This is a genomic window from Streptosporangium sp. NPDC020145 (assembly GCF_040631275.1).
Lineage (GTDB): Bacteria > Actinomycetota > Actinomycetes > Streptosporangiales > Streptosporangiaceae > Streptosporangium.
Genome location: NZ_JBEXZT010000001.1, coordinates 178025 through 192779, shown reverse-complemented (window position 1 = coordinate 192779; position 14755 = coordinate 178025). Strand labels below are relative to the sequence as shown.

10 protein-coding genes are annotated in these 14755 nt (G+C 72.3%); 8 read left to right on the top strand and 2 right to left on the bottom strand.

The genetic code is table 11. The features are described from left to right. Positions 1-3: 3 nt before the first annotated feature. Both ABZ463_RS00780 and ABZ463_RS00775 read right to left on the bottom strand, forming a co-directional pair. Positions 4-894 carry a hypothetical protein gene (locus ABZ463_RS00780; protein ID WP_362771729.1) on the bottom strand — a complete coding sequence of 297 codons (891 nt, stop codon included), beginning with the start codon at positions 892-894 and terminating at the stop codon, positions 4-6. A 2-nt stretch (positions 895-896) separates the two neighbouring features. Beyond that, positions 897-3473 carry a DUF6493 family protein gene (locus ABZ463_RS00775; RefSeq protein ID WP_362771728.1) on the bottom strand — a complete coding sequence of 859 codons (2577 nt, stop codon included), beginning with the start codon at positions 3471-3473 and terminating at the stop codon, positions 897-899. A gap of 581 nt (positions 3474-4054) precedes the next feature. On the opposite strand from ABZ463_RS00775, the gene ABZ463_RS00770 reads away from it, so the two are divergent. From ABZ463_RS00770 to narI, 8 genes are all read left to right on the top strand, one after another. Beyond that, positions 4055-4528 (top strand): hypothetical protein, encoded by a 474-nt coding sequence (locus ABZ463_RS00770; RefSeq protein WP_352009199.1) that lies wholly within the window; start codon positions 4055-4057, stop codon positions 4526-4528. A 397-nt stretch (positions 4529-4925) separates the two neighbouring features. Next, complete coding sequence (locus tag ABZ463_RS00765; protein ID WP_352009198.1) at positions 4926-5510, top strand: carbonic anhydrase; 585 nt, start codon at positions 4926-4928, stop codon at positions 5508-5510. A gap of 11 nt (positions 5511-5521) precedes the next feature. Continuing rightward, the gene (locus ABZ463_RS00760) at positions 5522-6991 is read left to right on the top strand and encodes a SulP family inorganic anion transporter (RefSeq protein WP_362771726.1); all 1470 of its coding nucleotides are present in this window, start codon (positions 5522-5524) and stop codon (positions 6989-6991) included. 247 nt (positions 6992-7238) lie between these two features. Then, entirely contained in the window at positions 7239-7754 is a 516-nt protein-coding gene (locus ABZ463_RS00755) for a lytic polysaccharide monooxygenase auxiliary activity family 9 protein (RefSeq protein WP_352009196.1), read from the top strand. Positions 7755-8055: 301 nt separating this feature from the next. Then, complete coding sequence (locus ABZ463_RS00750) at positions 8056-11751, top strand: nitrate reductase subunit alpha (protein ID WP_362771723.1); 3696 nt, start codon at positions 8056-8058, stop codon at positions 11749-11751. Next, the gene (gene narH, locus ABZ463_RS00745; RefSeq protein WP_362771721.1) at positions 11751-13379 is read left to right on the top strand and encodes a nitrate reductase subunit beta; all 1629 of its coding nucleotides are present in this window, start codon (positions 11751-11753) and stop codon (positions 13377-13379) included. The genes ABZ463_RS00750 and narH overlap by 1 nt, the downstream gene beginning before the upstream one ends. Next, positions 13376-14005, top strand: a complete 630-nt coding sequence (narJ, locus tag ABZ463_RS00740; protein WP_362771719.1) for a nitrate reductase molybdenum cofactor assembly chaperone — start codon at positions 13376-13378, stop codon at positions 14003-14005. Before narH ends, narJ begins: the two co-directional genes overlap by 4 nt. Further along, positions 14002-14754 (top strand): respiratory nitrate reductase subunit gamma, encoded by a 753-nt coding sequence (gene narI / locus ABZ463_RS00735; protein ID WP_362771717.1) that lies wholly within the window; start codon positions 14002-14004, stop codon positions 14752-14754. The genes narJ and narI overlap by 4 nt, the downstream gene beginning before the upstream one ends. Position 14755: the final 1 nt, after the last annotated feature.

Below are 14755 nucleotides of genomic sequence, written 5' to 3'. Positions count from 1 at the left end.
GGATCACAGTCCGGTGAGCTCCGGCGCCCGGGTGACGGCCCGCAGGATGCCGGACAGGGCGGCGCGCATCTCGCCGACGGTCTCCTGTGGCAGGTCGAGGCTGATCTCGAAGACGGTCTCGGTCTCCAGGGTGTCGGCCGTCCTGGGGGACAGCTCGAACCGGAGCACCCGGCCGTCCAGCGTGACCGCGCGCAGCCCCTCGCCGCTGCCGCGCATGCCGTGACGCGCCATCCAGAAGGTGTCCCGGTGCCGGGAGACCAGCAGATGCCCGGCCTGTCGATCTCCGGGACGCTCCCGCAGGAAGACCGTCGGCTGGCCGTACTCCCAGGTGTGCTCGAAGGAGCGGGCGGTCATGGTGGCCTCGGGGAGGTAGGACAGCTCGCCGGTGACCGGCAGGGAGGGCGGTGGGGGCTCGCCGGGGCTGCGGCGCCCGTGGTCTCCGCCGTAGGCGACGGTGAGCCCGAGGGGCGCGGCGGTCGGCAGCGCGGCCAGCAGCCAGTCCGGCGGTTCGTCGCGGGGGAACAGGGTCAGCTCCGTCAGCGCCGCCGTCGCGGGCACGCTCTCGAACGGCTGAGCCCGGGAGTCGACGTGGCCGGTGTAGCCCCTGCCGCCCGGGGAGAAGGACAGCTCGCAGGTGAACCAGGTGCCCTCCCCCGCCCGGTGTGACAGCTCACGCAGCCGCCTGAACGGCCCCGCGAGGTCTTCGGTGAGCCCTTCGACGGTGATCTCGTGGCCGTCGCGCAGGACGGTGGTCCTCGTGCGCGTGCCGACCTGGGCGTGCCGGACGGTGAGCCGTGACCAGCCGGGCTCCGCCGCGGCGCGGACGAGGTCGCCGACGGCGGCCCGCATGCCGTGCCCCTCCTCGTGACGGGAGCGCCAGTATCCGGATTCCATGATCATCCTTTCTTGGCGGTGCCGCCGGTGAGCAGGTCGTGCAGCGCCCGGACCTCGCGGAGCAGCCCGCTGCCGCCCTTGCGTGCCGCCATGTCGCGCACCTGGGGGATCTCGCCGCGCGCGCCGCACCACCCGGCGACCGTGGCGGCGAGCATGACGAACCCGGCCAGCCCGTTGCGCGGACGCTCGCCGGGGGCGGGAAGCAGTGCGGGCAGCGCGGCGGCGGCGATCCGCCACACGCTCTCGTGGGCGCCCCGCCTGGCCGCCGTGTCGAGCGCGGCGGCCACGTCGGTCACCCTGACCTCGCCCGCGGTCACCAGGAACCCGATCTGACGGCCTATCTCACCGGTGGGCAGCCCATCCCGGGCGGCGGCCTCGACGAGCGCGTCGACCGCCTCCGGTGCCCGCGGGTCGGCGAGGAAGCGGGCGAGCACCGCGGAGAACGCCGCTCCGGCGGGTCCCTCCGCCCTGACGAGGTCGCGGATCTGCTCCGGCCCGGCGGCCGGGGCTCCCCAGGAGCGCCTGAGCGTGTAGGGCACGAGGTGCGCGGCGGCCACCTCGCGGTGCGAGGGCAGGGTCGAGGGCCACCAGCCGGAGTGCCCGGCCCCGGCGCCGTGCCCGGGGGCGCGGAACATCAGGTCGACCAGTGGCAGGCCGGTCGGCGGGGCGGTGATCACCGGGACCGGGCGTGTGCCGTCCCGTCCGCCCTCGTTCTCCGTCGTCCAGCCGAGTTCGACCTCGGCCTCGACGGCGGCCCCTGTGGCGGCCCCGGGGCGGATCCACCCGGCGAGGATCTCGCCCGCGGCCGACGTCAGCCGGGCCGCCCGCTCCGCCGCCTCGGGGTCGGGGACACGCGGCAGCCGAAGCAGCGCCTGCTGCAGGTCGGCGGCGAGCGGCCGCGCCCCGGCCGCCTCGACGACCTCCATCCGCCCGACCAACTCGGCCGCCGTCACGTGCCCGGTCTCGTGGGTCGGCGTGGCCAGCAGTACCGGCGGCAGGGTGTCTTCCTCAACCGCGCGCAGGACCTCGGCCGCGCGGTGCAACAGCAGGACGTACGGGGCGGCCAGATCCTTCGACGGCATGAGGGTCCGCCAGGCGCCCCGGCCCGAGCCGGTCGTGCTCAGGGAGCGGACGGCTCCCCAGAGCCACTGGTCCGTCCGCTCCCAGGTCTCCTCCCGGTACGGCCAGGCGGGCTCGCCGAGCAGCCAGGGGCGCAGCGCGGCCGTCAGCGCCACCCGGTCGCGGACGGCGAGGGTGACGAACCCGGCCAGCAGCCGTTCCCACGACTGCCAGGAGTCGTCCCGCCGCTCCAGCAGCTCGGCCAGCTCCTCGGCCGAGGCGGGCGGGGGCGGCAGGGTGGGGGAACCTTCCGCGGGCTCGGGCAGCGGCGGCGGAGCGAACACGGGCCCGGGACGCGGAGCCGTACCGGTGCCGTGGCCCTCCTCGAAGGCGGCGGCGGCCCGGTCGGCGAGGTGGGGGGCGAGCAGGGCCGCCGACTCACGCATGCGGGAGCGTCCCCGCGCACCCATGGCGCCCGCGTGCGTGAGGGCCAGCTCGACGGCCCTCGCCTGGAGCTCCACGGACTCCGCGGCGAAGGCCCTGGCCAGTGGCGCGGCCGCCACCCCGGCCAGGGCGGGGTCACGCCGTACGGAACGGTCGAGCCATGACAGTCCGGCGCGCACCAGGACCCGTTCCTGGCGGAACAGCAGGCAGTCCCACGCCTCGGCGAGGTCGTCCGCGGTGAGATCGTGCCCGCGCAGGCGCCGTACGGCCAGCGTGGCGACCGGGCCGGGGGAGACGGCCAGCAGGCGCAGGTAGTCGCGCGTGCGGGAGGCGACCTCCTCGGGCGAGGGGTCGAGCGCCTCGTGCAGGTGGACGAAGAAGCGCAGGTCGGTGGCGGTCCCGCCGAGCAGGAAGCGGCGCAGGCAGCCCTCGACCAGGGTCTCGCGCCGCACCCTGCCCGTCTCCGCCAGCCCGGACAGGGCGGCCAGCCAGCCCCTGTCCGGCTCCTTCTCGCCCCGCAGGGCCCGGCCTGCCCCCTGGGCCTCGAACAACCTGGGCAGCAGGTGACCGAGCAGCGGGTCGGCGGCCAGGCGCGCGGGCCTGCGGCTCACCCAGCCCGCGACCAGCGGGTCGTGCGGCGGAGGCTCGACGCCGGTCTCGCGCAGCAGGGTCAGGGCGAGTGTCATTCCCCGGTCGTCGGGGGTGCGGGTGCGCAACGCGAGCCGCCTGGCCAGGTCGGCGCGCCAGGCGGCGGGGCGGTCGGCGATCACCGCCAGGACGAGGTGCACGTCGTTGTCGGGACCCGCCCACTGCGGGGCGAAGTCACGCCGGTACAGCCAGGACGCGACGGCCGCGGCGCCGCCGAGGGTGCCCGCGCCCGCGACCCGCAGCGCGGTGCCGTGGCGGACCAGGGAGTCGTCCCACCGGTCGGAGCGGCCCCGCAGCTCCTTCAGCAGGCCGGGCAGCTGGGTCGCGACCTCCTTGCGGGCCTCGGCGCCCAGCGTCGTGATCCGCCCGGCGAGCCGGTCGGCGCGTCTTTCCTCGATCAGTTTCCTGATCTCGTCCCAGTGCTCCACGGCTGGGGACACTAGCCAGCGACGCCGACACTTTCGACCTTCGCCGGCCCGCCGGGGACGGCCTCTGCCCGCGGGCAACCCCGGGAAGCGTCTGACAAAAACACCAAATACCCCTTTACACGCTTCCCCCTTGATAGGGACCTAAAAGGCCATAAGTGCTGGCTAATCGCTATATACCTGCGCCTTTTTGGGGTGGTATATCGTGTGATTTCCGTCACACGACACCCGCCACACCGAGGAAAGAGGCGCCGGACGGCGGGAAACACCGTGGAAATAGGCGGCGGCAAAGAGGGAACGGCCGCCATCCTCCAGGGAAACGCGGCACCCTCCCGGCGGGGCCCGAACCCCGGAGAGGCCGCATAGATGAGCAGACCTCGTCTTTTATCCCGGACAGCCCTTCACTTCTCCACCCCGATCCCGCTTTGCGCGCACATCCCGGACATTCATAGTTATGCCCAGCGTAACCAGCCGGTCACGGAATTATGCCTGCGATGAATCGTGGGAACGGCCCGTTCTGTCGATTAGCATTTGCGGTGAAAGTCGTCTCAGCGACGATAACGCTAATGTCATGGAGGTTTGTCGTGGCGCGTCACGTGCCGGCCTGGATCATGGCCGTGGTGACCGCCTTCCTGTTGACGAACGTCGTCGTCGCTCCTGACGGCGACCGCAGGACGGCGCCGCCGAGCGCCGTCTCCGCCTTCATGACGATCTTCACCTCGGGTGGCACGGGTGGCACGGCGCGGACCGTCAGGGCCGCCTCCGCCTCCGCCCCGGGAGTCTCGGCGACTCCGAGAGGCCCGGGCCGGGAGGCCGAGCCGAACCCCGACCACGGCGGCACCGACCTGCCCACCCGTGGCTGCCGCCACCAGGCGCCCGCGCGATGGGCGGGCGGGCCGCAGTGCCTGTCCCCGCTGCGCGGTCCGGGTCAGCACACGACGACGGCGCTCCCTTCTCCGGAGACGTCGGCGCGGTCTCTCTCACGTCCCGGAGCCGGGCGGCGCGAAACGGCCGTCGCGGCTCCCTCACAGTCCCGGCTGCAGGTGTTCCGCTGCTGACAGGGCCCGCCGTATCCCGGGTGCCCGCTTCGGCCTCCTTCCCCGCCACCGCCCCGCTGGACGGGCGGACGTGTGAGGCGCGAGCCGGGGCCGCGTGAGACGGCGCCGCGGTGCGACGCGCACCGCTCAATCCCCCCTGCGAGGAAGGCGGTAACCGCCCCTCGCCCGTCCTCCCCTGCCGCCCTCCGCGCCTGACCGGCCGGAGGCGCCTCGGGAGCGAGCCCGGCCCTCCCCCAGGCCGGGCGAGTGAGCCGGCCCACGGGCCCGCGCCGCCGGTCGCGAGCACCGGACGTCCGCGTGTCCCGCGTGCCCTCGGGCACGCCCGGCTCCCCGGTCCTCACGACCACCTCCGCTTCACCGACGTGTCCGAAGCAACGACTGTCCGAAGGGCTTTCGCATGCACGCATTCATCGAGCACGCCCGTTCCTTCCCCGCCCGCGCCGCCGTCGCCGGGGAGCGGCTCGACCGGCACGCCGCCGGTCAGGCCCCGCTCGCGCTCTTCATCACCTGCTCCGACTCCCGTGTCGTCCCGTCCCTGATCACCGGCGCGCGCCCCGGTGAGCTGTTCGAGCTGCGCACCGCGGGCGGCATCGTGCCCCGCTACGACCTCGACCGCCCCTCCGGCGAGGCCGCCACCATCGAGTTCGCGGTCGAGGCCCTGGACATCGGCGACATCGTGGTCTGCGGTCACTCGCACTGCGCCGCGGTCGGCGCCGTGGTCCGCCGCGACGACCTGGCCGCCGTCCCCGCCATGGGCGGCTGGCTGGCCCACGCCGCCGACTCCCTCGGCGACGAGCGGACCGACCTCGGGTCGGCGACGAAGCAGCACATCCTGGCCCAGCTGGACCGGCTGCACGCCTACCCCGCCGTGCGGCGGCGGATCGAGGAGGGCCGGATGCGGCTGCACGGCTGGTTCTACGAGGTGCACACGGGCATGGTGTTCGCCCACCGTCCCGGCCACGACACGTTCCTGCCCCTGTGACGGTGACCACCATGCTGAGAACCTCGACCCTGCGTGGCGACGTCGCCGCCTCCGTCGTCGTCTTCCTCGTCGCCCTGCCGCTGTGCGTCGGCGTCGCCGTCGCCTCGGGTGTGCCCGCCGAGCTCGGGCTGATCACCGGCATCGTCGGCGGCCTGGTCACCGGACTGCTGCCCGGCAGCAGCCTGCAGGTCAGCGGCCCGGCCGCGGGCCTGACCGTCCTGGTCTTCGAGGCCGTACGGCTCTACGGCCTGCCCGCCCTCGGCACGCTCGTCCTGGCGGCCGGGCTCCTGCAACTGCTGCTCGGGGCGCTGCGGTTCGGCCGCTGGTTCCGTGCCATCTCCATCGCCGTCGTCGAGGGGATGCTCGCCGGGATCGGGCTGACCATCATCGCCGGGCAGCTGTACGCGATGGCCGGCGTCGCCGCCCCCGGCTCCGGTCTCGGCAAGCTGGCGGGCCTGCCCGCGCTGGCCGCGAGCTCCCTCACCTCACCCGGTGTCCTGGCCGCCGTCGCCGTCGGCACGGGCACCGTCGTGCTGCTGGCGCTGTGGCCGCGGCTGCCCGCGCGGGCCCGGATGGTCCCCGCGCCGCTCGCCGCGGTCGCGCTGGCCACCGCCGCCGTCGCGCTCCTCGGCCTGCCGGTGGCCAGGCTTGAGGTGAACGGCCTGCTCGGCGCGATCAGGCCGCCCGGCCTCGACGATCTGGCACCGCTCGCCGAGCTCGGCTTCCTCGGCACCGTCGTGGCGTTCACCCTGATCTCCTCCGCCGAGAGCCTGTTCAGCGCGGCGGCCGTCGACCGTATGCACGACGGCCCCCGCACCGACTACGACAAGGAGCTGATGGCCCAGGGAGTGGGCAACGCCGTCTGCGGGGCGCTCGGCGCGCTGCCGATGACGGCGGTGATCGTGCGCAGTTCGGCCAACGTGCGGGCGGGCGCGCGGACCAAGGTGTCCCGCGTGCTGCACGGGCTGTGGCTGCTGCTGTTCGCCGCCCTGCTGCCCGCGGCGCTTGAGGTCATCCCGCTGGCCGCGCTCGCGGGCGTCCTGGTGCACACCGGCTGGAAGCTCATCCCGACCACGCAGCTGCTCTCGCTGTGGCGGCGGCACCGGGGCGAGGCGGTGGTCCTGGTGTGCACCGCGGTCGCGGTCGTCGCCTTCAACCTGTTCGAGGGGGTGCTGATCGGGTTGCTCATGGCGGTGGTGAAGACCGCCTGGGAGACCTCGCACATCCATCTGGAGGTGGATGAGGAGACCCCGGACGGGCCGATCAGGGTCACGCTCAGCGGCAACGCCACCTTCCTGCGGCTGCCCAAGATGCTCGACACCCTGGAGGCGCTGCCTCGTGACCGGCACATCGAGCTGGAACTGTCCGGGTTGCGGCATCTGGACCACGCCTGCCGGACGGCGCTGACCTCGTGGGCCGCCGGGCACAACCGGGAGGGAACCCCCGCGGTCTCGGTGCCCCCGGTCCTGACCGGCACCTGACAGGACGGTGCGCGGAACGGTGCCGGGCACCGGCTCGACGGGCCTGGCACCGTTCCGGAACCGGCCGCCAGGAAGGGTCCGGCAAGTGGGCAACAGGCAAAATTAACTGACAAGAATCTTAACAGTTAGGCACGGATCGAGTTATGCTGCCGACGGCGTCACCGCCCCCGGTGACGCCGTACACCCCCCAACGGCACCGACGGCGCGCGCCACAACCCCCCGGGCGCGTCGGCTGAAAGGAGCCCCAATGAGTATCAGGCAGCGCCTGATCACCGCCCTGTCCGTGTTGCTGGCCGTACCGCTGACGGTGGTTCTCACCACCGCGGCCCCGGCCAGCGCCCACGGCTGGATCACCTCCCCGCCCAGCAGGCAGGACATGTGCGCCAGCAGGCGGGTCAGCGGATGCGGTGGACTCGAGTACGAGCCGCAGAGCGTCGAGGCCCCCAAGGGCTCGAGGCTGTGCAGCGGCGGCAGCGGATGGCGTGTCCTTGACAACGAGGGCAAGGGCTGGCCCGCGACGGCCGTCTCCAGCACGGTCACCTTCCAGTGGCGGCTGACCGCCGCCCACCGCACCAGCACCTGGCAGTACTACGTCGACGGCGCCCTGTTCAAGACCTTCAACCAGGGCAACACCCAGCCGCCGTCGAACATCTCGCACACCATCAGCGGGCTTCCCGGCGGCCGCCACAAGATCCTGGCCGTCTGGAACGTCGCCGACACCGTGAACGCCTTCTACAACTGCGTCGACGTCCAGGTCCGCTAGCCCGGACCCGACCCGCGGGAGGGCGTGCGCCCCGCCCTCCCGTTTCCCCGATCGCGGCCCCCACACCCGTTTCTCCTCAACGAGGCCGCCAATTCTTCCGGCGGGAAACGCAAACCCGCAGCGCGGGAACCGGCCGCGGAAGGGCCAACCACCCTCCAGGAAACCGGCGTTTCCCCTGGTCAGCAACCCGAAGCCAAACATCTCCCCTTAAATCCATTAAAGCAATTTAATCGCCATATTTCACCCAAAGAATCAAGTGGTATTGCCTTTCCGGCATACCGTATTAAATCGGGGTGATCTTATGGCAGAACCGGCGGTTTCCCCGCCTTCACCGCCCGGCGGCAAGCCCGCCGAGGCGCTGCTGCGCGCCGCGCAGTTCTTCACCACGGGCACGCCCTCGCGGGATCGGCACGACCTGTACCACGTCGACGGCCGGGGCGCCGAGGAGTTCTACCGCGAGCGCTGGCGCCACGACAAGGTGGTGCGTTCGACCCACGGGGTGAACTGCACCGGATCGTGCTCCTGGAAGGTCTACGTCAAGGACGGGATCATCACCTGGGAGACCCAGCAGACCGACTACCCCTCGACCGGGACGGACTCCCCCGAGTACGAGCCACGCGGCTGCCCGAGGGGCGCGGCGTTCTCCTGGTACACCTACTCCCCCTCCCGGGTGCGCCACCCGTACGTGCGGGGGCCCCTGCTGGAGATGTGGCGGCAGGAGCGCGAGCGGCTCGGCGACCCGGTCCTGGCCTGGGCGGAGATCACCGGCGACCCCGAACGGGCCGCCCGGTACAAGCAGGCGCGGGGCAAGGGCGGGTTCGTCCGCTCGACCTGGCCCGAGGTGAGCGAGCTGATCGCCGCCGCACACGTGCACACCATCAAGGAGTACGGTCCCGACCGGGTGGCGGGCTTCTCCCCCATCCCGGGGATGTCGCTGGTGTCCTACACGGCCGGGACGCGCTTCCTCTCACTGATCGGCGGCACCATCCTGTCGTTCTACGACTGGTACGCCGACCTGCCGATCGCCTCGCCGCAGGTCTTCGGCGACCAGACGGACGTACCCGAATCCGGTGACTGGTGGAACTCCTCCTACCTGATGGTCTGGGGGACGAACCTGCCCATCACCCGCACCCCGGACGCGCACTTCATGACCGAGGCGCGGTACCGGGGGCAGAAGGTCGTCGTGGTCTCCCCCGACTACTCCGACCACACCAAGTTCGCCGACGACTGGCTGGCGGCCCGCCCCGGCACCGACGGCGCGCTGGCCATGGCCATGGGGCACGTCGTGCTCTCGGAGTTCTTCCGCGACCGCCAGGTGCCCTACTTCACCGACTACGTCAAGTCCTACACCGACCTGCCGCTGCTGGTGACGCTGACCGAACGCGGTGACGCCCACGTGCCCGGCCGTTTCCTGACCGCCGCCGACATCGGCGAGACCGGTGAGGGCGCCGCGCACAAGCAGGTGCTGCTCGACGCGGCGGACGGCGCGCCGAAGGTGCCCAACGGCTCGCTCGGCTTCCGCTTCGGCGAGGAGGGAAAGGGCCGCTGGAACCTCGGCCTGGGCGGGGTCGACCCCCTGCTGACCCTGTACGGCAGGCACACCGACGCGCTCGCCGTCGACCTGCCCCGCTTCGACACCGGGGCGACCGAGGGCGGCACGAGCGTGCGCCGGGGGGTCCCGGTGACGCGGGTCGGCGGCCACCTGGTCACGACGGTCTTCGACCTGGTGATGGCGCACTACGCCGTACGGCGCGACGGCCTGCCCGGTCGGTGGCCCGCGGGCTACGACGACCCCGAGCCGTTCACCCCCGCCTGGCAGGAGGCGATCACCTCGGTGCCCGCCGCCGCGGCGACCCGGGTGGCCAGGGAGTTCGCCCGCAACGCGGAGGTCTCCCGGGGCCGGTCGATGATCTGCATGGGCGGCGGCACCAACCAGTGGTGCAACTCCGACCAGACCTACCGGGCCTTCCTCACGCTGATCATGCTGTGCGGCTGCCAGGGGGTCAACGGCGGCGGCTGGGCCCACTACGTCGGGCAGGAGAAGATCCGCCCGCTCACCGGCTGGTCGCAGCTCGCCTTCGCGCTCGACTGGCAGCGGCCCGCCCGGCAGACGGCCGCGACGCCGTACTGGTACCTGCACACCGACCAGTGGCGCTACGAGCTGTTCGGCGCGGGAGAGCTGTCCAGCCCGCTCGGGCCCGGACTGTTCGAGGGCCGTTCCTTCGCCGACTGCGTCGTGCAGGCCCAGCGGCTCGGCTGGACCTCCGCGGCCCCCGCCTTCGACCGCAACCCGCTCGACCTCGCCGACGAGGCCGCGCGGGCGGGACGGCCCGTCGCCGACCACGTCGTGGCGGAGCTGAAGGCGGGACGGCTGCGCTTCGCCGCCGAGGACCCCGACGACCCGCGCAACTTCCCGCGTGTCCTGATCGCCTGGCGGGCCAACCTGTTCGGCTCCTCGGGCAAGGGCATGGAGTACTTCATGCGGCACCTGCTCGGCACCGTCGACGCGGTCAGGGCCGAGGAGTCACCGCCCGCCGTACGGCCCGCGGAGGTGACCTGGCGCGCGGAGGCACCGCGCGGCAAGCTCGACCTGCTCGTCACGATCGACTTCCGGATGACCGGCACCTGCACCTACTCGGACGTGGTGCTGCCCGCGGCGACCTGGTACGAGAAGTACGACCTGTCCACCACGGACATGCATCCGTTCATCCACTCCTTCAACCCGGCCATCGCCCCGCCCTGGGAGGCGCGCAGCGACTTCGAGGCGTTCATGACGATCGCCGAGGAGGTGTCCCGGCTCGGTGCCGTGCACCTGGGCACCCGCACCGACGTGGTGGCCTCGCCGCTGGCCCACGACACCCCGGACGAGCTGGCCCAGCCGGGCGGCAGGGTGCTCGACTGGAAGGCGGGGCAGTGCGAGCCCGTACCGGGTGTGACGATGCCGAAGCTGGTCACGATCGAACGGGACTACGGCGCCGTGGCCGGCAAGATGGCGGCGCTCGGCCCGCTCGTCGACACCCTCGGCACCGCGTGCAAGGGCATCTCCTGGGTGCCCTCTGCCGCCGTCGGTCAGCTCGGGCGCGACAACGGCCTGGTGCGCGGCGGACCCGGCGACGGCCGTCCCTCGCTGGCACGCGACGTGAACATGGCCGAGGCCATCATGGCGCTCTCCTGCAGCACCAACGGGCAGGTCGGCGTCCAGGGGTGGCGGGCGCTGGGCGAGCGCACCGGGGTGAGCTTCGCCGACCTGGCCGAGGAGAACGCGGGACGGCGGATCAGCTTCACCGACACCCAGGTCCAGCCCAGGACCGTGTTCGCCTCCCCCGAGTGGTCCGGCCTGGAGAACGGCGGGCGGCGCTACTCGCCGTTCACGATGAACGTCGAGCGCCGCAAACCGTGGCACACGCTGACCGGGCGCATGCACTTCCTCCTCGACCACGACTGGCTCGCCGAGTACGGCGAGATGCTGCCGAACTACCGTCCGCCGCTCAACTACGCCCGGCTGTTCGGCTCCCAGGGGCTGGGCGAGGACGGCCGCCCCGAGGTGACGGTGCGCTACCTCACCCCGCACTCCAAGTGGTCGATCCACTCCGAGTACCAGGACAACCTGCACATGTTGCGGCTGTTCCGCGGCGGCCCGGTCATCTGGATGAGCCGTCAGGACGCCGAGCGGATCGGGGTCGCCGACAACGACTGGATCGAGGCCTACAACCGCAACGGCGTGGTCGCCTGCCGTGCCGTGGTCACCCACCGGATGCCGGAGGGGACGGTCTTCATGTACCACGCCAAGGACCGCAACCTGATGACCCCCCACTCGGAGATCTCCGGCTGGCCCGGAGGCGCGGACAACTCGCTGACCAGGGTGATCGTCAAACCCACCCACATGATCGGCGGGTACGGCCAGCTCACGTTCGCCTTCAACTACTACGGCCCGTCGGGGTTCCAGCGGGACGAGTTCGTCGTCATCCGCAGGCGGTCACAGGAGGTGCGGTTCTGATGCGCGTCATGGCGCAGGTCGCGATGGTGATGAACCTCGACAAGTGCATCGGCTGTCACACCTGCTCGGTCACCTGCAAGCAGGTCTGGACCAACCGGCCGGGCCTGGAGTACGTCTACTTCAACAACGTCGAGACCAAGCCGGGGGTCGGCTACCCCAGGCGGTACGAGGACCAGCGGCAGTGGCGGGGCGGCTGGAAACTGGACGGAAAGGGGCGGCTCACCCTCAGGGCGGGCGGCAGGCTGCGCCGCCTGCTGGAGATGTTCTACAACCCCGACCTGCCCACGATCGACGACTACGGCGAGCCGTGGACCTACGACTACCGCACCGTCATCGACGCGCCGCTGGGCACGGTCAACCCCAGCGCGCACTCCGTCTCCACCCTCACCGGTGAGGACATGCGCATCCGGTGGGGCAGCAACTTCGACGACGACCTGGCGGGCGCGCCCGAGCACGCCCCGGGCGACCCCGACCTCGAAGGGCTCCAGGAGCGGGTGCGGATGGAGTTCGAGCAGGTCTTCATGTTCTACCTGCCGCGCATCTGCGAGCACTGCCTGAACCCCTCGTGCGTGGCCTCGTGCCCGTCGGGGGCGATGTACAAGCGGCAGGAGGACGGCATCGTCCTGGTCGACCAGAACCGGTGCCGGGGCTGGCGCTTCTGCGTCTCCGGCTGCCCGTACAAGAAGGTGTACTTCAACTACAGGACCGGCAAGGCCGAGAAGTGCACGTTCTGCTTCCCCAGGATCGAGTCGGGCCAGCCCACGATCTGCTCGGAGACGTGCGTGGGACGGCTGCGCTATCTCGGGCTGCTGCTCTACGACGCCGACGCGGTGCTCGCCGCCGCCTCGACGCCGGACCCGCAGGACCTCTACGAGGCGCAGCTGTCGGTGTTCCTCGACCCGGGTGACCCGCACGTCAGGGCGGAGGCCGCGCGCTGCGGCATCCCGGACGACTGGATCGAGGCGGCCCTGCGTTCCCCGGTGCACGCGCTGGCCGTACGGCACCGGGTGGCGCTGCCGCTGCATCCCGAGTTCCGCACGCTGCCCATGGTCTGGTACATCCCGCCGTTGTCGCCGGTCGCCGACGTCGCGCACGCCGAGGGCTACGACCCGGCCGACCCCGACCGGGTCTTCGCCGCCATCGACGCGCTGCGGGTGCCCGTCGAGTATCTGGCCAACCTCTTCACCGCGGGCAGGACGGAGACCGTGCGCCTGGTGCTGCGCAGGCTCGCCGCGGTCAGGGCGGTCATGCGGGCCGTACAGCTCGGCAGGGACCCCGGGGAGGAGGTGCCGCACTCGGTCGGCATGACCCCCGACGACGTGGACGACCTGTACCGGCTGCTGGCGATCGCCAAGTACGAGGACCGCTACGTCATCCCGCAGGTCCACGCCGAGGAGGCCGGGGCGCTGAGCGCCCAGCACCAGGAGCTGTTCTGCAGCCTCGACGGTGAGGGCGGGCCCGGCATGGGCGGCCACGGACCGCCTTCCGCCCCGGCCGGGGAACCGCCCGTCTTCCGCGGGCAGGACGGGCGGATGCACGCCAACCTGCTCGGCTGGGACGGCACCGGCGACCCGTCGCGGCTGTTCCCCGGGGCCCAGTTCCCCGAGGCTCAGGGGGAGGCGACGTGAACGCGGCCGAGACGGCGTGCAAGCTGGCCTCGGTGCTGCTGCAGTACCCTCGACCGGCCCTGTTCCAGGGGGCCGACCGGCTCGACGAGGCCGCCCGTGCCACGCCCAGGGCCGCGCGGGCGGGGTTCGCCGCCTTCCTGGCCTGGCTGCGGGCCGAACCGCCCGGTGAGGTGGTCGGGCACTACGTGGAGACCTTCGACCTGCGTCACCGCTGCGCCCTCTACCTGAGTTACCACCGGCACGGCGACACGCGCGGACGCGGGATGGCGATGCTCGCCTACAAGGCCGCCTACCGGCGGGCGGGGCTGCTGCCCTGCGAGGAGGAGCTGCCCGACTTCCTGCCGCTCGTGCTTGAGTTCGCCGCCCTCCACCCGGAGGGGATGGCGCTGCTGCGCCGCCGCCGTGCCGACCTCGACCTGCTCAGGCGGTCGCTTGAGGCGGCGGGCACGCCGTACACGCATGTCGTCGAGGCGGTCTGCGCGCTGCTTCCCGGGCTGCGGCGCGCGGAGCTGAGGGCGGTGCGGGCGCTGTGGGAGAGCGGCCCGCCCAGTGAGGAGGTCGGGCTCGAACCGTTCGCGCCCCCGGAGTACCTCTCCGGCCTGACCGGCGGACAGGAGGCACGATGAACGGCGCCGGCGCCCTGGACGTGTTCTGGTGGATCGTGCTGCCCTACGTCGCGATGACCGTCTTCGTGGTCGGTCACGTGTGGCGGTGGCGCTACGACAGGTTCGGCTGGGACTGCTACTCGACCGAGCTCCTCGAACGCCGGCTGCTCAAATGGGGGGCGCCGCTGTTCCACTACGGGGCGTTCGCCGCGATCCTCGGGCACGTCATGGGCATCCTCGTCCCGGCCTCCTTCACCCACGCCCTCGGGATTCCCGAGGAGGTCTACCGGTGGTTCTCCGCCGTCGGCGGCGGGCTGGCCGCGGTCGTGGTGGTGGTCGGCATCGTCATCCTCGCCGGCCGCAGGATGCTCGTCCGGCGGGTCAGGGCCACGACGGCGAAGATCGACTACGTCGCCCTGGTGCTGCTGCTGGTCATCGTGATCACCGGGGTCGTGCCCACCATCTGGTGGAACCTGCTGGGGCCGGGATACAACTACCGGCTCACCGTGGCCCCGTGGTTCCGCGGCCTGTTCACCGGCTCGCCCGACGTCGCCGCCGTGGCGAACGCGCCCGCGGTCTACCGGCTGCACGCGACGGCCGCCTGGGTCCTGTGGGCGGTCTGGCCGTTCAGCCGCCTGGTCCACGCCTGGAGCTTCCCGCTGTGGTACCTGTGGCGGCCGTTCGTGGTCTACCGCAGCCGCGGGGTCATCCTGCCACCCGAGCCCGGTACGGCGGGCCGCAGATGGCGCAGGATCGGCGGACCCGCCTGAG

What these genes read in the sequence shown, in the direction of transcription:
- ABZ463_RS00780 (WP_362771729.1), bottom strand. Translation starts at nt 894, where the DNA reads ATGGAATCCGGATACTGGCGCTCCCGTCACGAGGAGGGGCACGGCATG.
- ABZ463_RS00760 (WP_362771726.1), top strand. Translation starts at nt 5,522, where the DNA reads ATGCTGAGAACCTCGACCCTGCGTGGCGACGTCGCCGCCTCCGTCGTC.
- ABZ463_RS00755 (WP_352009196.1), top strand. Translation starts at nt 7,239, where the DNA reads ATGAGTATCAGGCAGCGCCTGATCACCGCCCTGTCCGTGTTGCTGGCC.
- narH (WP_362771721.1), top strand. Translation starts at nt 11,751, where the DNA reads ATGCGCGTCATGGCGCAGGTCGCGATGGTGATGAACCTCGACAAGTGC.
- ABZ463_RS00750 (WP_362771723.1), top strand. Translation starts at nt 8,056, where the DNA reads ATGGCAGAACCGGCGGTTTCCCCGCCTTCACCGCCCGGCGGCAAGCCC.
- narI (WP_362771717.1), top strand. Translation starts at nt 14,002, where the DNA reads ATGAACGGCGCCGGCGCCCTGGACGTGTTCTGGTGGATCGTGCTGCCC.
- ABZ463_RS00765 (WP_352009198.1), top strand. Translation starts at nt 4,926, where the DNA reads ATGCACGCATTCATCGAGCACGCCCGTTCCTTCCCCGCCCGCGCCGCC.